The following is a 20212-nucleotide window of genomic DNA, read 5'->3' as shown; positions in this document are numbered from 1 at the left end:
CCATCATGCGCAGCCTCGCCCTCTCTTCAGCGATCGCAGTTGCCGCAGCAGCGTTGCCAGCATCGCAGGCCCATGCCCAGCAAGCGCGGGCGGGAGAGCGGGCGGATTTCGTTCTCGTCGACAAGTCGGACCGTAAATTGTGGGTGTATCAGGGCGGCCGGGTGATCCGAAGCTATTCTGGCCTGCAATATGGTGACCGGCCGATGGGCCACAAACGCTTTCAGGGGGATGAGCGTACCCCGGAAGGGCGGTATACGATCACCTATGGCAACGAGCAGTCGAGCTTCTATCTCAGCCTGCATATCGACTATCCCAACGCGCGGGACAGGGCCTATGCGCGTGCCCGGGGCCGCTCTCCCGGCGGGCTGATCTTCATCCACGGCCAGCCCAATGGCCTGCCCTTCGACGAGCGGGTGCCGGGCGACTGGACCGATGGCTGCATCGCGCTCTCGAATGCCGAGATCGCCGAGCTGTGGAGCCTGGTGCCCGACGGAACCCCGATAGAGATCAGGCCCTAACCGCGCCGATCCTCCAGCATCGCCAACTGCACCTGCAGCCGTTTCACTTCGCGCAGGACCGTGAGCATGTTCATGCGGTTGAAAAACCATTCCTTGAGGAAACCCTGCGCAATCAGCGCCGCGATCGTTGCGAGGCTCCACAGCACCGTCTCGCGCACGTCAGGTGCGACGAGCGCCTGATAGAGCGTGTAGATCATTGCCGCACCGAGGGCGAAGGATACCACCGCCATGAGCTTGGCCCAGCCGCCCAGCGCGCCGCCCATGGCATCGCCGATTTGTCGGAACATGCCGCGATCCTCCTCCAGCCGGTCGAGAAATGCTCTGTCGTCCGCGTCGAGCGCGGTGCGAATCTGGTCGTCGATATCGGTCATAGGTCTTCTCCTGGTTTGTCTTCGCTCAGGGCCACTTTCAGCTTGCGGCGAGCGTGGAAGAGGCGCGTCTTGGCGGTGCCCAGCGGCACTTGCTGCACCTCGGCGATCTCGGCGAGGGTGAGCCCTTCGACGAAGAACAGTTGCGCGGCGAATCGCTGATCGCGGGGTAGCGCAGCGAAGGCCTGACGGATGGCCAATGCATCGTCCGCCGTGGCGGGCAGATCGGGCTCTTCCCCGCTCTCGGCCCTGTGCAATCTGCTCGACTGCGCCCTCCGGATATGATCCGTGCATCGTCGGCGCAGGATGCCGAAGGCCCAGGGCGCAAAGCGGGTCGGATCGCGCAAGCCCTCGACCCCGCGCAGGATCGACAGCCAAGTCTCCTGAACCACTCCCAGCGCCGCTTCGTCATCGGCCAGAAGCCGACGGGCGGTGCGCGCCAATCGTGGCTGCCAGCGTATGGCCAGCCTCTCCCCGGCGCGCCGGTCGCCCGATTGCACCAGCGTGACGAGCAATTCGTCGTAGAGCCGTTCCGCCGACGGCGCTTTGGCGTTCCGGCCCTTCATGATCCGATAGTCGCAGCAAGACGGCTAATGGTTCAATCGGGCGAGTGATTTTCGCCTCGCTTCTTGACGTGATCTGTATTTGTTCTCATTATGTTTCTCGTTCGAACAAGGAGTGCGACTCGATGCAGGCCAATTTCAGCTACGAACCGGTAAGCGATTCTTCCGGCAGTCGGCTTTCGGTGACCGTGCTGGCGGATCGCGATCATGTTCGCGCCGAAATGCGTGAAGATGCATTGGCGGCCGGATTCCGCCTCCTCGAATGTTGCAGTCTGGAGGAGTATGCACAGGGACCGCTCGCCGCGCTGGGCGATCTGGTGTTGATCGATTGTGGGCAGGCGAGTGCCGATGCGCTGGCGCTGTTTTCCCGGCTCGACATGCGCGGCGGCAAGGCGGGCGCACAGATGGTGGTTTCGACAACAATGGCCGCGCTCGACAGCGTGTTCGCTTGCTTTTCCATGTCGTCTCCGCAGATCCTCGTCGATCCCGGAAGGGCCGAACGGGTGATCGCCATCGGCCGGGTGCTGGCGCGCATTTCCAATCTGCGATTGCGCGAAATGGGCGAGGAGGACCGGATCATGCTTTTGCGCCTGACCGAGCAGGTCGGTCGGCTTGCGGAACGGCTCGAGATGCTCTCGCCCGGCCAGCGCGAAGGGGGCGGGGCGTTCCGCTTCGAAGCGCCGACCACGGCTTGGCAGGGCGAGGGGCACGAATATGAGCCGACCCGTAAGGACGATGACCGTCCCCGCCTTCCCGATGCTGCCGTCATCCGGCGGTTGATCAAGGCCCGCCAGTTGCGCGCGCGTTATTTCGATGCCGACCACTTCGCCGATCCCGCCTGGGACATATTGCTCGATCTGGCGGCTGCACGGGCTGAGCGGCAGCAGGTCAGCGTCACCTCGCTGTGTATTGCGGCCGGGGTCCCGGCGACGACTGCGCTGCGCTGGATCGGCCAGATGGTCGATGCCGATCTCCTGGTGCGGGTTTCCGACCCGCACGATCGCCGCCGAGCCTATATTGCGTTGGCCGACAACACTGCCGATGCAATGGCGCGCTATTTCGCCGAAGTGCGTGCCGGGGAACTGGCGGTTATCTGACCCAGTCTCAGGATGACGGTCAGCCCATCTTCCGGCGGCGTGGCGGGAAGCGCCGCGCGCACCGCGTCGGCGCGCGCCCGGACCAGCACTTCTTCGGACACCTGCGGATCGTGCAATACGGTATCGGCCATGCCCAACGCGCGTGCCTGCCGCAGTGTCAGTTCCTCGGGATCGCTGCTGGTCAGCGTGAAATCCAGCACTTCGCTCCGCTTGGTCGCGTTCCTCGCGGCCAGCCATTGCTGCACTGTCCCGGCCTCGAAGTTCGCGAATGGATCGAGCGCGCCCCCTTCCTGCAAAGCGGTGTCGATCGCCCGTCGCCGCGCATTGCCATCGGGGAAGCGGGCACGGATGGCATCGCGCGCTGCTGCCAGTGCCGTCGCCAGCGGTCCTAGCGATTGGGGCAGAATCGCCTCCAGCCGCAGCCGCAGGTGCTTGGCAAGCCCTGCCGAGGCACCGCCCGTGCTCACCGCCACCAGCACCGGATCGCGGTCGAGCACACTCGGCAGAGTGAAATCGCACAAATCGGGCCTGTCGGCGACGTTCACCAGCAGCCCCGCGCGCTTGAGTCGCAGAGCGGCCGCCTCTGCAGCGCGGCTGTCCTCGAGCGCGACGAAAGCGATCCTCGCGTGATGGGCTTCGGTTTCGGGGCAGGGCAGGCCCCCGGAACGCTCCACCAGCCGGGCCTTCGCCGCAGCCATGTCGCCCGTCCCCACGACCACCACCCGCTCTCCGCGGATGCGGTGGAAGAGAGGAAGGCTATGCATGGTACCGGCGCATCAGCCGAGCCATTCCGGAACGCGCTCCGCATCCATGATCGCACTGGCCGCGATCCGGTCGGCGACCACGGCGTAGCGGTCGCCGTCGACCAGCGTTTCGGCCACGAAGCCGCGCGAATTGTACGACGAGGCCATGGTCGCGCCATAGGCTCCGGCAGTACGAAAAACCGCCAGGTCTCCAGCTACCAGGGCATCGCATTCGCGGTCCATGGCAAAGGTATCGCCCGTTTCGCAGATCGGGCCGACGATATGCGCGGTCATTTTCTCGCCCGTGGGCTCCACTGCTTCGAAATCGTGCCAGGCGCCGTACATGGCAGGCCGCGCAAGGTCGTTCATCGCCGCATCGACGACGACGAAGGGAGGGCCGTTTCCGCTGCGCTTCGAGCGGATCACGCGGGTCAGCAATACGCCTGCATTGCCGGCGATCACGCGGCCGGGTTCGAACATGAGACGGACATTCCAGCCCTTGGTGACGCGCGCCACCATCGCGCCATAATCGGCGGGGGCGGGCAATTGTTCGCCCGCCTTGTAAGGCACGCCGAGCCCGCCGCCGAGATCGGCGTGCGTCACCGCGCAACCCTTGTCGCGCAATTCGGCAATCAGTGTGCCGACCTTGACGAAAGCGGTTTCCAGCGGCTCCAGCGAGGAAAGCTGACTGCCGATATGAACCGCGATACCGCGCATATCGAGGCCATCTTCACGCGCCAGCCCCGCATAGATTTCCGCCGCGCGATCCAGCGGGACACCGAATTTGTTTTCGCGTTTGCCGGTCGAAATCTTTTCATGCGTGCGCGCATCGACATCGGGATTGACCCGTAGCGCACAGGCGGCGCGCTTGCCGTGACGCCGGGCGATGGCGGCCAGTTCGTAACCCTCTTCCTCGCTCTCGATGTTGAACTGGCCAATGCCTTCATCGAGACCCTGCAGCAATTCGGCATGGGTTTTGCCGACGCCCGAAAACACGATGTCTTCCGGCTTCATTCCGGCAGCCAGTGCGCGTGTCAGCTCCCCGCCCGAGACGACATCGGCGCCGTACCCCTCGTTCGCGAGGATCTTCAGCACGGCAAGATTGGGATTGGCCTTCACCGCAAAGGCGATGTGCGGATCGTCGAGGCCGGAAAGCGCCTCGCGGAATACGCGCGCGTGCCGTTCCAGCGTCGCGCGCGAATAGACATAGACAGGGGTCCCCACTTCCTCGGCAATGCGCGGCAGGGGAACGTCTTCGGCGTACAGCACGCCGTCTCGATGCTGGAAATGATCCATGCGCGCGCCTGTGCCGAAAGCCCGCGCCTATGTCGAGCAAGGCTTGCTTGTTATCTTGATATCACTCGGGCGGGAGGTCGAAGGGATCGTCTTCGCGTTCTTCCGACCGGGTGCGCAATTCGACATTGCGAGCCGGTGCCGCTTCGGGATCGAGCACGAGCAGCTCGTCGGCATCGGGCTGCACCGCCGCGCCATAGGGAGCCGGGGGCAGCGAGGCGCCTTCCACGGGTTCGAGCGGGGCTTTCTGCCCGCAGGCGCCCAGCATTAGTGCGGCGACAAGTGTGACCCGGTAACGCATCAATCCTCCATCCCGAGGCGCTGCTTCGCCGCGGCCACCTGCTCCCTTACGCGAACCGGCGCCGTGCCGCCATAGGAAGCGCGCGCCGCGACCGAGGCATCGACCGACAGTGCATCGAACACGCGCTCGTCGATGCGGGGGTCGATCGCCGTGAGATCGTCGATGGCCAGGCCGTCTAGCGCGACACCTTTCTCGTCCGCCAGCTTGACCGCCGCGCCGGTGATGTGATGCGCCTCGCGGAACGGGATGTCCGCTTGCCGCACCAGCCAGTCGGCAAGGTCCGTGGCGGTGGCGTGCCCGGCCTCGGCCGCCTTGCGCATCCGGACGGTATCGAACCTGCTATCGGCCACCATCCCCGCCATGGCGGCGAGGCTCAGGTCGATCAGGCCCGCCGCTTCGAAAACCGGCGGCTTGTCGTCCTGCATGTCCTTCGAATAGGCTAGGGGCAGGCCCTTCATCGTGACCATCAGGCTGGTAGCGCAGCCGATCACTCGGCCCGCATGGCCGCGCACCAGTTCGGCGGCGTCGGGATTGCGTTTTTGCGGCATGATCGAACTGCCGGTCGAGAGCGTATCGGGCAGCTTGACGAAGCCGAAGGGCTGGCTCGCCCAGATGATGAACTCTTCCGCCAGACGGCTGAGATGCAGCGAGCACTGGCTCGCCGCCATCAGGTAATCGAGCGCGAAATCGCGATCGGATACGGCATCGAGGCTGTTGCGCGTCGGCCTTGCAAAACCGAGCGCTGCGGCGGTCATGTCGCGATCGAGATCGAATCCGGTGCCCGCGAGCGCCGCCGAACCCAGCGGGCACTCGTCCAGCCGCGTCAGCGCATCGGCAAAGCGCGAACGGTCGCGCATCAGCATCTCGAAATAGGCCAGCAGGTGATGGCCGAGCGTCACCGGCTGCGCGGTCTGCAAATGCGTGAAGCCGGGCATGATACTGTCCGCATGCTCTTCCGCCCGGACTACCAGCGCGCCCAGCACGGCGTCGATCCCGGCGACGGCGCGTTGCATGGCGACGCGCACCCACATGCGGAAATCGGTCGCCACCTGATCGTTGCGGCTGCGCGCGGTATGGAGGCGCCCGGCGGCGGGGCCGACGATTTCGGTCAGCCGCGCTTCCACGGTCATGTGGATGTCTTCGAGATCCCAGTCCTCGGGCACCCCATCGCGCTCGTATTCGCCCGCGATCTGTTGAAGACCCTCGTCGATGGCCTTGGCGTCGGCCTCACTCACGATGCCCTGTTTGGCCAGCATGGCGACATGCGCGCGGCTGCCCGCTATATCCTCGCGCCAGAGAGCCTTGTCGAAGGGGATCGAGGCGTTGATTTCGCGCATGATCGCGCTAGGCCCCTCGGCGAACCTGCCGCCCCACATCGAATTGGAGCTTTCCTTGTCCCGCTTGTCGTTCACGCTTGCCATTACCCTCGGTCTTGCTGTCGCGGGCTGCGATAGGGGCGCGTCCGATGCGACGCAAGAAAGCACCGCTTCATCCGCGCCAACCGGCCGGATCGACGCCAGCGAGGCAGGGACGCTGATGCCGGCGGCCAATGTCACCGATACCGATGGACGCGTGCTCAATCTCGGCGCGTTGCAGGGTATGCCCGTATTAGTGAATCTCTGGGCCACCTGGTGCGCACCCTGCGTCAAGGAGATGCCGCTGCTCGACGAACTGGCGAGCGAATACGAGGGGCGCCTGAGGGTCCTGACCGTCAGCCAGGACATGCAGGGGGCGGACAAGGTGGAGCCGTTCTTCGCGCAGGGCGATTTCGCCATGCTCGAACCGTGGATGGACCCGCAGAACGAACTCGGCTTTGCGATCGGCGGCGGAATGATGCCGACCACGGTGCTTTACGATTCGCTCGGCCGCGAAGTCTGGCGCGTGCAGGGCGATTACGACTGGTCGTCGGAAGAGGCCCGCGCCGCCATCGACGCGGCTATCGCGGAGTAGTGCTCGGCGTATCTGCGGGAAGTGGTGGGCGATGACAGGCTCGAACTGCCGACCCTCTCGGTGTAAACGAGATGCTCTACCAACTGAGCTAATCGCCCCAACCACGGGAACCGCCATGTCGGCGGTGTGCTGCACATAGCGTCCAAATCGTCAAAATCAATTGCCGAGTTTGCATCGGCGGCGCTAGGCGGTGCAGCCATGACGACAAAGCTCACGGTTCTCGCCACCGGCGGCACGATTGCCGGGATTGCCGGGTCTGCCATCGCGCATGATTATCGCGCGGGTGAGATCGGGATCGAGGACTATCTCGAACGCGTCGGCGGGCTTGGTCTCGAAGCCGAGCTGTCGGGCACGCAGATCGCCAATATCGATTCGGCGGATATTGGGCCGGATGCTTGGCACTCGCTGCATATCGCCGCGCTGGCCGCGCTGGCAGACGGGGATTGCCAGGGCATTATCGTTACACATGGCACCGATACGCTGGAAGAAACCGCCTTTTTGCTCGACCTGACACTGCCTGCGGCCAAGCCGGTGGTGGTGGTCGGGGCAATGCGGCCCGCCGATGCGGTCGGTTATGACGGGCTCAGGAACTTCGCCAATGCCGTGCGCGTGGCGAGCGATGCGCAAGCCGCCGGGCGCGGGGTGCTGGTGGTGATGGGCGACCGCGTGTTCGCCGCGCGCGATGTGCGCAAGGTGCGCACCCGCGGGACCGAAGCGTTTCGCGGCTTCCCGCGCGAATCGGTCGGGCTGGTAACGCCCGCCTCGCTCGAATGGTTCGGTGCCCCTTGGCGCAGCGAAACGCAGACCGCCTTCGCCTGGCCCGAAACACTGCCCGAGGTGATTGTCGTCTTCGCTCATGCAGGGCTCGACGGGGCGGCCGTGAGGCGACAAATCGGCGAGAACACGCGCGGCGTGGTGGTTGCGGGCGTGGGCGAGGGCAATATGCCCGAGAGCGCGCGGACCGAGTTGGTCAAGTTCGCCCATCGCGGCATCCCCGTGGTTCGTGCAAGCCGCGCCGACGAGGGCCTTGTCGACCGCGAGCCAGAAGATAGCGAAAACCGCTTCGTCGCCGCGCGCGCGCTCAATCCGCAAAAGGCGCGCATTCTGCTGCAATTGCTGCTGGCGGGCGGCGAGACCGACCCCGCCGCCATCCAGCGCGCCTTCGACGCCCGCTAGCGATCACGTCATTGCGAGCGGCGAAGCCGCGCGGCAATCCAGAGTGGTACCGACCGGCCCTGGATTGCTTCGCTTCGCTCGCAATGACTGCTCCGGAGGTTATCCGTTCGGCACGACGAGATATTTCTCGCCCGTCTTCATCTGGCGATAGTCGAGGATCGCGTCCCTGGTCAGCATGCCTTCGAGATCGACCTTGGTCTTGTAGCTGCTGGCGAAGGTGGTGGTGAGGTTGTCGAGCACGCGCTTGCGCATCCGCATCACGGTTTCCATGCCCGCATGCTGCAGGAACGGGGTCAGCAGCCAGCCCGACAGCGTCCAGCCGAAGCCGTAGGAGGGCGTCAGCGTGGTCGGCGAAAAGTCGAGGCGGCCATAGATAAACATGCGCTTCGCCTGGTTCGAACCGTAGCGCGAATACTCGGTCATCTTCGAAACCGCGACCTGCTCCATCGCCTTGAAGCAGGTGTCGACCATCTGGCCGCCGCCGATCGGGTCGAAGCCGTAAAAGGCGTTGGTTTCGTCGATGGTCGCCTTGAGATTGGCGAAGAAGTTCTCGTCCGAGGAATTGACCACGTGCTTCGCGCCGAGCCCGGTGAGCAGGTCCACATGCTCCTGCTTGCGCACGATGTTGACGAGGTCCAGCCCGTCTTCCTGGCAGATCCTGACCAGCATCTGCCCCAGGTTCGAGGCGCCGACCGTGTGCAGGATCGCCTTCTGGCCGTCCATCTTGGCATTTTCGGCAAAGCCCAGAGCGGTCATCGGATTGACGAAGCTCGATGCACCGGCCTCGGCGCTGTGATCGCCCAGCGGCAGGCACATGGCGGCGTCGGCAATGGCGTATTCGGCATAGGCGCTGCCCGGTACGCAGGCGACGCGCTGGCCCATCAGCGCCTTGGCCATGTCGCTGTCACCCGTGGCGACGACGGTGCCGGCACCTTCATTGCCTGCCGGAAGACGTTGGCCGTGGCGCGCCTTCTGCCCCGAATTGAACGGTTCGGGCATCTTGGCGACGACCTTGCCGGGCGAGTATTCGGCATTCTCGAAATCGGCCGCGCCGGTCAGGATCGCGAGGTCCGAAGGGTTGATCGGCGCAGCTTCCATCTTGACCAGCACTTGATTGCCCGTGGGATCGCGAAACTCGCTGTTCGCGATTTCGACCGTAAGCGTACCGTCGCTTTCAAGAGTAGTGAAAAGCTGCTTTCCGGTGGTTGGCATGTCCATTCTCCATATTCGAATCCGGTTTATGGAGCATCGCTACCTCGCTGCCGCACGCTTGGCTAGGGCGACGTTGCGTCAAGCGTCTTCGGGATAGATCGCGCGGACGAAATAGAGCCCGTGCGGCGGCGCGTTGAGACCAAGCGCCTGCCGGTCGCGTGCCGCCAGCGCCTCGGCCACCTGTTCCTCGCGCCAGCGGCCCATGCCGACCAGCGCCAGGCAGCCGACCATGCTGCGGACCTGGTGGTGCAGGAAGCTGCGCGCCTCGGCATGGATGCGTACCTCGCCGCCCTGGCGTTCGACATCGAGCCGGTCGAGCGTCTTGACCGGGCTGTCCGACTGGCAGTGGGCCGAGCGGAAGGTGGTGAAATCATGGAGGCCGACCAGCGCCTGAGCGGCGCGGTGCATCGCCTCGTGGTCGAGCGGGGTGCCAATCTGCCAGGCGCGGTCGAGGTCGAGCGTCAGCGGCGCACGGCGGTTGGCAATGCGATAGACATAGGATCGCCCCGTGCAGGAGAAGCGCGCATGCCAGTCACCCGGCACCACCTCGCAATGCGTCACCGCGATCGGATCGGGCCGCAGATGGGCGTTCAGCGCCTCCATCAATCGGAAAGGCTTGATTTCCTTCTCGACATCCATGTGGCTGCGCATGGCGAGTGCGTGGACGCCGGTGTCCGTCCGTCCCGCGCTGTGCAGCCGCACCTCCTCGCCGAGTATGCGGAAAGCGGCTTCCTCCACCGCCTGCTGCACGCTGGGTCCGTCCTTCTGGCGCTGGAGCCCGTAAAAGGGCGTACCGTCGAATTCGAGAGTCAGGGCGAAGCGGGTCATAAGGCAAGTCCGTCATCCCAGCGAAAGCTGGGATCGTCACCGGCTTCGCGCCTCGTTGCGAGAGATCCCAGCTTTCGCTGGGATGACGGGGGAGGGGGAGTGGTCACGCCAGCGTGGTCCCCTTTGCCACGGCATTGCCGCGCAGGAAGGTGTCGAGGTCCATCGCCGGCTTGCCCGCGCGCTGCAGTTCGAGCGGGCGGATCGCGCCCTCCTTGCAGGTGATCGCCAGCCGGTCGTCGAGCACTTCGCCAGGCGTTCCCGAACCCTCGACCACCTCGGCGCGCAGCAGCTTGACGCGCGCGCCGCCCAGTTCGAACCACGCGCCGGGGAAGGGGGACAGGCCGTGGACATGCCGAACCACCTCCTCGGCAGGGCGGTTCCAGTCGATCCGCGCCTCGGCCTTGTCGATCTTGGCGGCGTAGGTCGCCTCCGCATCGTCCTGGGGAAGCGGGTGAAGGACGCCGAAATCGATCAGCGTGCCGACCATCAATTGCGCGCCGATTTCGGCCAGCTCCTCGGTCAGCTCGCCGGTGGTCTTGTCCTCGATCGGGGTGCGCGCGAAGGCGAGCATGGGGCCGGTGTCGAGGCCCGCCTCCATCTGCATGATCGTGACGCCGGTCACCGGGTCGCCCGCCATCACCGCGCGGTGGATCGGCGCGGCACCGCGCCAGCGCGGCAGGATCGAGGCATGGACGTTGAGGCAGCCGTGCTTCGGCGCGTCGAGGATCGCCTGCGGCAGGATCAGGCCATAAGCGGCAACCACCGCCACATCGGCATCGAGCGCGGCGAAGGCCTCCTGCTCCTCGGCGGGTTTGAGTGACTTGGGATGCCGCACCTCGATGCCCAGGTCGCTGGCGCGCTGGTGCACCGGCGTCTTCGTCAACTCCTTGCCGCGTCGCCCGCCGGGGCGCGGCGGCTGGGTGTAGACGCACACCACCTCATGCGCCGCATCGACCAGTGCCTGCAGCGTCGGCACCGCGAAATCGGGCGATCCCATGAAGATAATGCGCATGACGGCCTTTCTCTGTTTCGCTGCGGCCCCTATCTGTCGCCTCATGGCATCGCAAGAGATCGAAACCCTCGCAGCCGCGCTCGCTCGCCTGCCCGGCCTCGGCCCGCGTTCGGCGCGGCGTGCGGTGCTGTGGCTGGTCAAACGCCGCGAAAGCGCGCTGCCCGCGCTGCTCGAGGCGCTGGCGACGGTGGGCGAAGCGCTGGTCGAATGCGACACCTGCGGCAATGTCGACACCACCAATCCCTGCGCCATCTGCGCAGACCCGCGCCGCGACACGAAATCGCTCTGCGTGGTCGAGGACGTCGCCGATCTCTGGGCGCTCGACCGGGCGAAGCTGTTCACCGGCAAGTACCATGTGCTCGGCGGCAAGCTGTCCGCGCTCGACGGTGTGCGGCCGGAGGACCTCAACATCGCTTCGCTGCTGGCGCGTGTGGAGGAGGGTGGGATCGACGAGATCGTCCTCGCCATGAACGCCACGCTGGAGGGTCAGACCACCGCCCACTACCTCGCCGAACGGCTGGAGGAGCATCCGGTGCGGATCACGCAGCTCGCCCATGGCCTGCCTGTCGGCGGCGAGCTGGATTATCTCGACGAGGGCACGCTGGCGCAGGCATTGAGAGCCAGAAGGCCGGTGGGGTAGGTTTTGTCGGGTGCGCCTTCGACCTCCGTCGAAGGCTTGCTGCACCGGCCCACTCCCCCACCCGGCCGCCCACGGCACGGTATCTTATGGGTGGCCGGGTGGGGGAGTGGGCCGGTGCAGCCGCAAGGGAAGCGCGGAGGCGCTTCCCGCACGCAATGAACTCACGCAACGAACAATTGAAGAATCTCGCGCTCGCGCCTATCTGAGCCGCATATGGCTATCCGTGAAATCCTCGAAGTGCCGGACCCCCGGCTCAAGACCGTGTCTACGAAGGTCGAACCCGACGAATTCGGCGACGAATTGAACACCCTCGTCTCCGACATGTTCGAAACCATGTATGCCGCGCCTGGCATCGGTCTTGCCGCGATTCAGGTCGGCGTGCCCAAGCGCGTGCTGGTGATCGACCTCCAGCCCGAGGATACCGACGCCGAGCCCGAACCTTGCAACCATGACGGTCACGAGCATGTGCACTATCCGGTGAAGAAAGAACCGCGCGTCTTCATCAACCCGGAAATCCTCGACCCGGCGGATGAACTTGCGACCTACCAGGAAGGCTGTCTCTCGGTCCCCGACATCTTCGCCGATGTCGATCGCCCGGCGACCTGCCGCGTGCGCTATCAGGACCTCGAGGGCGAGACCCATGAAGAAGACCTGGACGGGCTGATGGCCACCTGCCTCCAGCATGAGATGGACCATCTCGAAGGTATCCTCTTCATCGACCACCTCTCGCGCCTCAAGCGCAACATGGCGCTGAAGAAGCTCAAGAAGCTGCGCGAAGCGGCGTAAATCCGCCTCTCTCGCCGTACCCAATCATCGTCACCCCGGACTTGATCCGGGGTCCCGCTTGTCTTCGCGGTAGCTGAGTCGGCGCAAGCAAGCCTAGCCCCGGCTCGCAGGCCGGGGCGACGATTGTGGGTAGGGTGGTCGAGGGGCTGGCGTTCCCCCTCCGTTCCGCCTACTGTCACGCGATGGACCCGACGCTTTTCGCTATCATCGCGCTCGTTCTCGGCCTTGGGCTGGGATACTTTCTCGGCCATCGCTTCGGCATGGCGCCGGTCAAGGACTGGCAGGCGCGCCATGGCGAGAGCGAGACGCGCGCCAAGGAGCTCGACGAGAAGTTCCGCAAGGCGATCGTCGATCTGGAAAACGCCAGCGTGCGCGCCGACCGCGCCGATGCGCTCGATGCGGAGCTGCGCGAGACGCGCAAGACCCATGAAGCGGCGCTGGATGAACTGCGTCGTAGTAATGGTGCGCTCACCGCAGAACTCGCCACCCTCAAGGAAAAGACCGCCAATTTCGACGAGCAGAAGCGCCTGCTGATCGAAGCGCGCGAGGAACTGCTCAAGGAATTTCAGAACACCGGGTCGGCGGTACTGACCAAGGCGCAGGAAGCTTTTCTCGAACGCGCCAACGAACGGCTCGGCCATTCGGAAAAGACCAGCGAGGAAAAATTGAAGGCCTTGCTCGATCCGGTGGGCAAGCGGCTGGAGGCTTACGAGAAACAGGTCGCCGCGCTGGAAGAAAAGCGCACCGACGCTTTCGGGCGATTGTACCAGCAGATCACCGAGATGCAGCGCGGACAGGAAGAGGTCCGGCGTGAGGCGCAGCGGCTGGGCAACAGCCTCACCAATGCGCCCAAGGCGCGCGGGCGCTGGGGCGAGCGGGCGCTGCAGAACGTGCTCGAGCAATGCGGCCTGTCCGAACACACCGATTTCAATCTCGAACACTCGATCGATACCGAGGAAGGGCGCCTGCGCCCCGATGCGGTAGTGCATGTACCGGGCCAGAAACGCCTCGTGATCGACGCCAAGGTGTCGCTGAACGCCTACCAGGCCGCCTTCGAGGCCGATGACGAGGGCGAGCGCGTCCGCCATCTCGATCTCCACGCGAAATCGATGCGCAACCACGTCCAGACCTTGGGTTCGAAGAGCTACCAGAGCCAGTTCGACGACACGCCCGACTATGTGGTGATGTTCGTGCCGGGCGAGCATTTCGTTGCCGCCGCGCTCGAACACGATCCCGAGTTGTGGGATTTCGCCTTCCGTAACAAGGTTCTGCTGGCAACGCCGACCAATCTCGTCGCCATCGCGCGCACCGTGGCTCAGGTCTGGCGGCAGGACACGATCGCGCAGGAGGCGGTGGAAATCGGCAAGGCCGGGGCCGAGCTATACGATCGCCTCGCCGTCGCCGCCGAACACATGAAGCGCGTGGGCGGGGGGCTCGAAACCGCAGTCAACAATTACAACAAGTTCGTCGGCAGCTTCGAACGCAACGTGCTGTCCGCCGGGCGCCGCCTGCACGAAAAGGGCATCGAAATCGGCAAGCGCGAGATCGAGGAAGTGCCCAAGGTCGAAGCTACCCCGCGCTACAATGCCGAAGACGCCGCGCAGATCGAGGACGGAACCGGTAAAGGGCGCGAGGCGGCCGAATAGCTAGCGGCGGTTGCGCTCTCTGAGGTCGGCAATCATGCCATCCAGTACGGCGCGGTCGATGTATCTCCCGTTCCGGATGACGGCCGCGATCTTGCGTGTGTTGCGGATGTCGCTGATCGGGTTGGCTTCCAGAAGCACGAGATCGGCTCTCATCCCGGCAGCTACCGTTCCTCTGTCGTCATCGACCCCGAGCCACTTGGCGGCAAGCCGGGTGGATCCTTCGAGGATGGTCCGGTTGTCCAGTCCGGCCTCTGCCAGCGCTTCGAATTCGTCGTGCAGGGAATATCCGGGCGCAATGCCGGGCACGCCGGCGTCCGATCCCGTCAGCACCGTGAGGTCGGCCTGTGAGAAGGCACGCACGAACGGGCCGTTGAAATCGACTATGCTGCCTGCATATTCGGCGAAACCCTCGTTCGACTGCGCGGCATAGGGATTGTGGTCGGCATTGAGACTGTAGAATTCCGGCGAGAGCGTGCGCAGGTCCTCGCGCGTGCCGAGCGATGTCGGATCGCTGGCGATTTCCAGAATACGCTTGTTGGCGCTCAGGGTCGCAACCAGCGCCGTGCCGTTGCTGCGCGCCATCTGCACGTAAGCGGGAATGGCGGTCTTGTCCGGTACTGCGGTTTGCTGCGCGAATTCTTCCGCATGGACGACCAGATCGTAGCCGGGCTGGAAAAAGGATCCGGTCATCCCCTGACCGCGCTGGGGAATATGACCGACTACGCGGATACCGCGTGAACGGGCCTCTTCGAGGATAGCGGTGAAGGTCGGCAGATCCACGCGCCCGTAAATCTTCACGTAACGATGGCCATCGGCCTGCGCGTCCCTGACCGCCTGCCGGCCGTCTGCGGGCGTGGCGGCGGCCTTCGAAATCCCGAACGGGAGGATGGGCTCTTTGCCATCGATCATGGCGGCGGTGACGATGTGCGGGCCGAGAATGCGTCCGCTTTCGATCTCGATCCGCTGGCCGATCGTTTCGGGCATAGAAGCGAGATCGAAGACCTGCAGCACGCCATTGGCGATATATGGCGTGAAGAGGTCTTGGAGGACGGCGGTTCCGTCCCTGGGTGTCTCTTGCCCGGTCAGCAGCCGCAACATGCGATCGTTGCCGAGATGCACATGCATGTCGCTGAAACCGGGAAGGAGCCATTTTCCCGAACCGTCGATCCGCGTCGCGCCTGGGTAGTCCCGGCTCCTGTCGGCGGGCAGGATAGCGACGATGCGATCGCCTTCGATCACCACGGTTCTGTCGGTCAGCGTCGCGCCGCTTTCGGTCATGGGGATGACGCCAATATTGTCGATGACGAGTGTAGCGCGACCACTCTCGTCCGCCGTAGCGAATGCCTGGAATGGCGATGCCGCTGCAAGGAATATCGAGACCAGAATCATGGGGCGAAATGACATGGGTGTGATCCACAAGCGCAGAAATCTGCAGGTCGAAGGGTGTATTATTTGAGTATAGCGGCCTCGGGTTCAAGGCAAATCGGCGGTAAAGCCTCGCTGTTGGCTCGCGCAGTGTCGCAAGACCCCCTTTGCCGGTGGTCCAGGGCGCGCTCCGGTCAGCTATCCAGCTCTGCCAACACCTCGTACCCCAGCACCGCCGCGGCTACGGCCGCGTTGAGGCTGTCGGCGCGGCCTTTCATCGGCATGGTTACGCGCAGGTCGCAGGCCATCTCGTAGGCTTCGGGCAGGCCGCGGCTTTCATTGCCGACCATGACGAAGCAGGGCGCGGCATAGGGTGCGCCGCGATAGGGCTGCGCATCGCGCAGGCTCGCGGCGACGAGCTGGCCGGGTCCGCCGCGCAACCATGGCTCGAATTCGTCCCACCGCGCCTGCGCTATTCTCTGCGTGAACACCGCGCCCATGCTGGCGCGCACCGCCTCCACGCTGAAGGGATCGGCGCAGTCGTCGATCAGGATCAGCCCGCCCGCGCCGATCGCGTCGCCGGTGCGCAGCATCGTGCCGAGATTGCCCGGATCGCGCAGCGCCTGCGCCACCAGCCAGATATCTGCGCCGCCACGGTCCAGCGCGGCAAGCGACGTGTCGAACTCGCCGAAGACCCCCGCGACCGCTTGCGGATTGTCCTTCCCCGTGATCTTGGAGAGGATGTCGGCGCTTGTCTCGATCACCTCGCCGCCGCTGGCCTCGACCGATTCTTCGAGCGCGGACAGCAGCGGATGCGGATCGCGTCGGTCGGCGAGCACAAGCGTTTCGGGCACATGGCCGCACTCGCGCGCATCCGTCAGCAGGCGCAGTCCTTCGGCGAGGAACTTGCCCGCGGCCTTGCGGTGCTTCTTCTCGCGCAGCGCGCGCAGGGCCTTGACGGTGGGATTGGAAAACCCGGTGATGACCCGGCGTTCGCGGGTCATTTCACGGCTCCCCAAAGCCGTCCTCGACCATGGCGGAGAGGTCGGCCATGACCGTATCGGCATTCTCGCCCGCGACGATGATCTCGATCGTATCGCCCTTGGCCGCACCCAGCATCATGAGCCCGAGGATCGATCCGCCCGCGGCCTCGTTGTCGCCCTTGGCGACGCGCACGGTGCAGCCGTTCGGCAGTTCGGCGACCGCATTGACGAATTTCGCGCTGGCCCGCGCGTGCAGGCCGCGCTGATTGACCACCTCGATGCGCTTGCGCAGCTCGCTCAAGATGCTTTCCGCGCGCTGTCGAGATCCTGGCCGAGGAACTCGCTGGCAACGGTGATGTAATTGCGGCCTGCGGTCTGCGCAGCATTGACCGCATCGACCACATTCATACTTTTGCGCGCGCCAGCCAGGCGGATGAGCATCGGCAGGTTGATGCCTGCGATCACTTCGATGTGGCCGGTGTCGAGCAGCGAGATGGCGAGGTTGGAAGGCGTGCCGCCGAACAGATCGGTCAGGATGATCGCGCCCGCGCCGGTATCCACCTGCTTGATCGCATCGGCGATATCCGTGCGGCGTTGTTCCATATCGTCGTTGGGACCGATACAAATGGTGGCCACGTCCTCCTGTTTGCCGACCACATGTTCCATCGCATCGATGAAGTGTTCGGCCAGTCTGCCGTGGGTGACGAGGATCATGCCGATCATGCAGCTTCAGTTCCGTTTGCGATGCCGAAGGATATGCGTGTCTGGCGCTTAACCATTCCTTGCCCCGGGGTCTAGCGTCGCTCGAGCGGGTCGGCGGGACGCGAACCGAGATTTCGGTGGATGACCGTGGGCGAAAATCCCGCCTTGCGCAAGGCTTCGGCTGCACGCTCCGCGCTATAGACCGAGCGGTGCCGACCGCCGGTACAGCCGAAAGCGATGTTGAGATAGCTGCGTCCCTGCGCCGTATAGCGCGGCATGACTTCGTGCAGCAGTTCGATAATCCTTTCGAAAGCCGGGGCGAAAGCGGGGTCTGCGGAAATGTGATCGCCCACGGCCCTGTCCAATCCGGTTTTCTCGCGCAGCCCTTCGACCCAGTGCGGATTGTCGAGAAACCGCATGTCGAACAGCAAATCGGCCAGCGGCGGCATGCCACGGGCGAAACCGAAGCTCGAAATGGTCACGGTCATATTGCCCTCGGCATGGGCCGCAAACCGTTCACGCACGAGCTGCTGCAAATGATTGGTCGCGTAATCGGTCGTGTCGATGACGATATCGGCCCAGCGGCGCAGCGGCTCCAGCAGTTCGCGCTCTGCCTTGATCCCGTCGAGCGCAGGCCGACCGCGCGCCATCGGGTGCGGGCGCCGGGTTTCGTTGTAGCGTCGCTGCAATTCGGCACTGGAGCAATCGATAAAGAGAGCGGTGATTTCGACATCCTCCCGCGCTTCGAACTGCTTGCACATTTCGATGATTTCGGCGGGGACGAAACCGCGCGTGCGCGAATCGAAGCCGATCGCCAAGGGCGTGTCGCTGACAGCGCTGCCCTCGCTCGCGAGGAGGCCGCCGAGCAGACGGATCGGAAAGTTGTCGATTGTCTCCCAGCCCAGATCCTCGAGCACTTGCAATGCGGTGGTCTTGCCCGCGCCCGACAGACCGGTGACGAGCAGGATACGCTGGGGGGGAATCGATTCGTCGGCCATCAGCGGCGGTGCCTATGCGTTTTCGCGGCGTTTGGGGAGGGGCAGTCCATGTAGCGAGAGTGCATATTCCGCGCGCAATGCCTGTACCGCATCACCTGCCGCGAAGTTCAGGACGGGGACCTCCAGACCTTCTATCGAGCGCAGCGCGACGTCCAGCGGATAGCGCGGAGCTTCCGGATCGAGCTGGAGGATCAGCGCCACGGGACCGCTGGCCACGGGCAGTTCGACGATCCCGACATTGCGCACTTCGATCAATCCCCTGATATTGGGCGGGGGAGAGGCGGTGAGGAACCCGCCCTCGCGGGCGATGCTTACCGCGTCATCGCCCACCAACATCGCCCCACGGTCGATCAGTGCCAGCGCAAGCGCCGATTTCCCGGCGCCGGGAGGCCCCGCGATCAGCAGCGCCCTGCCGCCGACGATCACGCCGGTGACATTGGCAAGAACAGTGGCGCTCATCGTTTCTGAGCGGCCGGTAGGCCCAGCTTGAGACACGCGCCGGATTCGCCGTCCTCACGCGATGCGGCGATCAGCGTACCGTCATGCGCTTCGGCAATCGTGCGCGCGATGGCAAGGCCGAGACCCGAATGGTTTCCAAAATCCTCTTCCTCGGGCCGGTCGGAATGAAAGCGCTGGAAAACCTTTTCACGCTTTTCTTCCGGAATGCCCGGCCCTTCGTCGCAGATTGCCAGCGTCACCCAATCGTCGCGGCGCGAAATGTCGGCCCAGATACGACCATTCGGAGGGGAGAAGGATACCGCATTGTCGAGCAGGTTCTGGATCACGCGTTCGAGCCGCACGGGAACGCCCATGACCCATACCGGCCGCTCGGCCCCGGATATCTCCAGCCTGCGCCCTTCATTCTCGTCGCGCGCCTCGCGGCTTTCGAAGATCGTACAAAGCAGCCGGGCCAGATCGACCCGCTCGAACTCGGTGCGCGACATTTCGGCATCGATGCGGCTGGCATCGGAAATCTCGGTGACCAGCCGGTCGATCCGGCGCACGTCATGCGTCGCGATATCGAGCAACTGCGCGCGCAGGGCCGGGTCCTCGACCTTGCCCAGCGATTCGGTCGCGCTGCGCAAGGATGCGAGCGGGTTCTTGATTTCATGGGCCACGTCGGCGGCGAAATGTTCCACCGCATCGATCCGCTGGCGCAGCGCGGCGGTCATGTCGGATATCGAGCGGGCAAGCATGCCGATTTCGTCTCGGCGCTGCGGCAGACGCGGAACTTCCACTTGGCGGTCCCGTCCCTGGCGGACGCGGATCGCGGCCTGCACCAGCTCGCGCAGGGGTCGCACGATGGTTTGGGCCAGGAACAGCGATAGCAGGGTCGAGATCGCCAGCGCCAGCAGCACGATTAGCGCGACGGTTGACCGCGCCTCGCGCACGCTTTCGGTGATGTCGACCGGATTGCGCGTGAGCAGCAGTGTATCGCCGTCGAGCCCGACCGGGGCGGCGGCGTTGATGACATGGGTGCCGTCGGGTGCATCGCGCAGCACGATCTGCGTCAGGCTCTCCTCGCGCGCGCGGCTGAGTTCGGGCCAGTCCTCCGCATCGTCGCTTTCGGGTTCGAGATAATCGGGCAGGGCGGGCGCGCCGACTACCCGGTCGAACCAGCGGTCGAGCTGCAAGGCGAAGGCGCCCTGATCCACGTCCTCTGCGCGCGGCAGGGTGAAGCTGGGCGGGGCGAGCTGGAAGCTGTCGGCCTCGAGTTTGCCGTCCGGATCGTAGACGCGCAATCGCAGGCGCTGTTCCTTGCCGATCTGGATCAGCAAGGCTTCCTGGCGCTGGGGTGTCGCCCCGGCCAGCGCTTCGGCGGTGATCTGCGCTTCGACCAGTGCGAGCTTGAAGCGCTCGTCGAGCAATTGTTTGCGATAGGCATCGACATAGATCACCCCGCCGCCCAACAGGACCAGCGGTAGGACATTGACGAAGAGGATGCGGCTGGTGAGTGAAAGCCGCCGCGACCAGCGCAGCTTTTCGAGCCGCGGATCGCCTTTGAGCACGCTGCCGGTTTCGGACATGGTT

Annotated in this window: 23 protein-coding genes and 1 tRNA gene; 7 read left to right on the top strand and 17 right to left on the bottom strand. The window is 64.8% G+C overall.

The genetic code is table 11. From position 1 onward, the window contains the following. Nucleotides 1-5: 5 nt before the first annotated feature. Nucleotides 6-518, top strand: coding sequence for a murein L,D-transpeptidase family protein (locus tag L5849_RS06580; RefSeq protein ID WP_115417825.1), 513 nt, complete (start codon nucleotides 6-8; stop codon nucleotides 516-518). On the opposite strand, the gene L5849_RS06575 is transcribed toward L5849_RS06580, so the two are convergent. Together L5849_RS06575 and L5849_RS06570 are read right to left on the bottom strand one after the other, a co-directional pair. Beyond that, on the bottom strand, nucleotides 515-889 hold the full coding sequence (locus tag L5849_RS06575) for a DUF6768 family protein (RefSeq protein WP_115416220.1): 375 nt from the start codon (nucleotides 887-889) through the stop codon (nucleotides 515-517). The two genes, L5849_RS06580 and L5849_RS06575, sit on opposite strands and share 4 nt — an antisense overlap. Next, nucleotides 886-1452 carry an RNA polymerase sigma factor gene (locus tag L5849_RS06570; protein ID WP_236924910.1) on the bottom strand — a complete coding sequence of 189 codons (567 nt, stop codon included), beginning with the start codon at nucleotides 1450-1452 and terminating at the stop codon, nucleotides 886-888. Before L5849_RS06570 ends, L5849_RS06575 begins: the two co-directional genes overlap by 4 nt. A 122-nt stretch (nucleotides 1453-1574) precedes the next feature. Between L5849_RS06570 and L5849_RS06565 the strand changes: the two genes are divergently transcribed. After that, nucleotides 1575-2546: a MarR family transcriptional regulator gene (locus L5849_RS06565; protein ID WP_115417826.1), complete on the top strand. Its 972-nt coding sequence runs from the start codon at nucleotides 1575-1577 to the stop codon at nucleotides 2544-2546. Here L5849_RS06565 and L5849_RS06560 read toward each other — a convergent pair. The 4 genes from L5849_RS06560 to argH form a co-directional block, all read right to left on the bottom strand. Beyond that, complete coding sequence (locus L5849_RS06560; RefSeq protein WP_115416222.1) at nucleotides 2504-3310, bottom strand: bifunctional precorrin-2 dehydrogenase/sirohydrochlorin ferrochelatase; 807 nt, start codon at nucleotides 3308-3310, stop codon at nucleotides 2504-2506. The genes L5849_RS06565 and L5849_RS06560 overlap by 43 nt on opposite strands. A 12-nt stretch (nucleotides 3311-3322) precedes the next feature. Further along, nucleotides 3323-4585, bottom strand: coding sequence for a diaminopimelate decarboxylase (gene lysA, locus L5849_RS06555; protein WP_115416223.1), 1263 nt, complete (start codon nucleotides 4583-4585; stop codon nucleotides 3323-3325). Between the two features lie 61 nt (nucleotides 4586-4646). Then, nucleotides 4647-4883 (bottom strand): lipoprotein, encoded by a 237-nt coding sequence (locus L5849_RS06550; RefSeq protein ID WP_115416224.1) that lies wholly within the window; start codon nucleotides 4881-4883, stop codon nucleotides 4647-4649. Continuing rightward, the gene (gene argH / locus L5849_RS06545; RefSeq protein WP_236925078.1) at nucleotides 4883-6259 is read right to left on the bottom strand and encodes an argininosuccinate lyase; all 1377 of its coding nucleotides are present in this window, start codon (nucleotides 6257-6259) and stop codon (nucleotides 4883-4885) included. The genes L5849_RS06550 and argH overlap by 1 nt, the downstream gene beginning before the upstream one ends. A 16-nt stretch (nucleotides 6260-6275) precedes the next feature. Here argH and L5849_RS06540 point away from each other — a divergent pair, with 16 nt between their 5' ends. Continuing rightward, nucleotides 6276-6833, top strand: a complete 558-nt coding sequence (locus L5849_RS06540; protein WP_306664123.1) for a TlpA disulfide reductase family protein — start codon at nucleotides 6276-6278, stop codon at nucleotides 6831-6833. A gap of 22 nt (nucleotides 6834-6855) precedes the next feature. Here L5849_RS06540 and L5849_RS06535 read toward each other — a convergent pair. Beyond that, a tRNA-Val gene (locus L5849_RS06535) sits at nucleotides 6856-6931 on the bottom strand. A 100-nt stretch (nucleotides 6932-7031) separates the two neighbouring features. Here L5849_RS06535 and L5849_RS06530 point away from each other — a divergent pair. Beyond that, nucleotides 7032-8009, top strand: coding sequence for an asparaginase (locus L5849_RS06530; protein WP_236924909.1), 978 nt, complete (start codon nucleotides 7032-7034; stop codon nucleotides 8007-8009). A 99-nt stretch (nucleotides 8010-8108) separates the two neighbouring features. On the opposite strand, the gene L5849_RS06525 is transcribed toward L5849_RS06530, so the two are convergent. The 3 genes from L5849_RS06525 to fmt form a co-directional block, all read right to left on the bottom strand. Next, the gene (locus tag L5849_RS06525; RefSeq protein WP_236924908.1) at nucleotides 8109-9221 is read right to left on the bottom strand and encodes a zinc-binding dehydrogenase; all 1113 of its coding nucleotides are present in this window, start codon (nucleotides 9219-9221) and stop codon (nucleotides 8109-8111) included. Between the two features lie 78 nt (nucleotides 9222-9299). Then, a complete protein-coding gene (truA, locus tag L5849_RS06520) occupies nucleotides 9300-10049 on the bottom strand; it encodes a tRNA pseudouridine(38-40) synthase TruA (RefSeq protein ID WP_236924907.1) in 750 nt (249 codons plus the stop codon). 103 nt (nucleotides 10050-10152) lie between these two features. Then, on the bottom strand, nucleotides 10153-11061 hold the full coding sequence (gene fmt, locus L5849_RS06515) for a methionyl-tRNA formyltransferase (RefSeq protein WP_236924906.1): 909 nt from the start codon (nucleotides 11059-11061) through the stop codon (nucleotides 10153-10155). A gap of 43 nt (nucleotides 11062-11104) precedes the next feature. On the opposite strand from fmt, the gene recR reads away from it, so the two are divergent. The 3 genes from recR (at nucleotide 11105) to L5849_RS06500 (ending at nucleotide 14133) form a co-directional block, all read left to right on the top strand. Further along, the gene (gene recR, locus L5849_RS06510) at nucleotides 11105-11701 is read left to right on the top strand and encodes a recombination mediator RecR (protein ID WP_236925076.1); all 597 of its coding nucleotides are present in this window, start codon (nucleotides 11105-11107) and stop codon (nucleotides 11699-11701) included. Nucleotides 11702-11914: 213 nt separating this feature from the next. Beyond that, nucleotides 11915-12487, top strand: coding sequence for a peptide deformylase (locus tag L5849_RS06505; RefSeq protein WP_236924905.1), 573 nt, complete (start codon nucleotides 11915-11917; stop codon nucleotides 12485-12487). A gap of 182 nt (nucleotides 12488-12669) precedes the next feature. Next, on the top strand, nucleotides 12670-14133 hold the full coding sequence (locus tag L5849_RS06500) for a DNA recombination protein RmuC (RefSeq protein ID WP_236924904.1): 1464 nt from the start codon (nucleotides 12670-12672) through the stop codon (nucleotides 14131-14133). Here L5849_RS06500 and L5849_RS06495 read toward each other — a convergent pair whose 3' ends face one another. The 7 genes from L5849_RS06495 to L5849_RS06465 all read right to left on the bottom strand — a co-directional run bounded on the left by L5849_RS06495 (nucleotide 14134) and on the right by L5849_RS06465 (nucleotide 20208). After that, the gene (locus L5849_RS06495; protein ID WP_236924903.1) at nucleotides 14134-15537 is read right to left on the bottom strand and encodes an amidohydrolase family protein; all 1404 of its coding nucleotides are present in this window, start codon (nucleotides 15535-15537) and stop codon (nucleotides 14134-14136) included. A 155-nt stretch (nucleotides 15538-15692) separates the two neighbouring features. Then, nucleotides 15693-16502 carry an RNA methyltransferase gene (locus L5849_RS06490; protein WP_236924902.1) on the bottom strand — a complete coding sequence of 270 codons (810 nt, stop codon included), beginning with the start codon at nucleotides 16500-16502 and terminating at the stop codon, nucleotides 15693-15695. A gap of 1 nt (nucleotide 16503) precedes the next feature. Continuing rightward, nucleotides 16504-16782: an HPr family phosphocarrier protein gene (locus L5849_RS06485; protein WP_236924901.1), complete on the bottom strand. Its 279-nt coding sequence runs from the start codon at nucleotides 16780-16782 to the stop codon at nucleotides 16504-16506. Further along, nucleotides 16779-17204: a PTS sugar transporter subunit IIA gene (locus tag L5849_RS06480; protein ID WP_236924900.1), complete on the bottom strand. Its 426-nt coding sequence runs from the start codon at nucleotides 17202-17204 to the stop codon at nucleotides 16779-16781. The genes L5849_RS06485 and L5849_RS06480 overlap by 4 nt, the downstream gene beginning before the upstream one ends. A 71-nt stretch (nucleotides 17205-17275) precedes the next feature. Then, nucleotides 17276-18181 (bottom strand): RNase adapter RapZ, encoded by a 906-nt coding sequence (rapZ, locus tag L5849_RS06475; protein WP_236924899.1) that lies wholly within the window; start codon nucleotides 18179-18181, stop codon nucleotides 17276-17278. A gap of 12 nt (nucleotides 18182-18193) precedes the next feature. Continuing rightward, on the bottom strand, nucleotides 18194-18640 hold the full coding sequence (locus L5849_RS06470; protein ID WP_115416237.1) for an HPr kinase/phosphorylase: 447 nt from the start codon (nucleotides 18638-18640) through the stop codon (nucleotides 18194-18196). Next, nucleotides 18637-20208, bottom strand: a complete 1572-nt coding sequence (locus L5849_RS06465; RefSeq protein ID WP_115416238.1) for a stimulus-sensing domain-containing protein — start codon at nucleotides 20206-20208, stop codon at nucleotides 18637-18639. Before L5849_RS06465 ends, L5849_RS06470 begins: the two co-directional genes overlap by 4 nt. Nucleotides 20209-20212 lie beyond the last annotated feature (4 nt).

The organism is Erythrobacter sp. SN021 (genome assembly GCF_021864455.1).
This window is presented reverse-complemented; position numbering and strand designations above follow the sequence as displayed.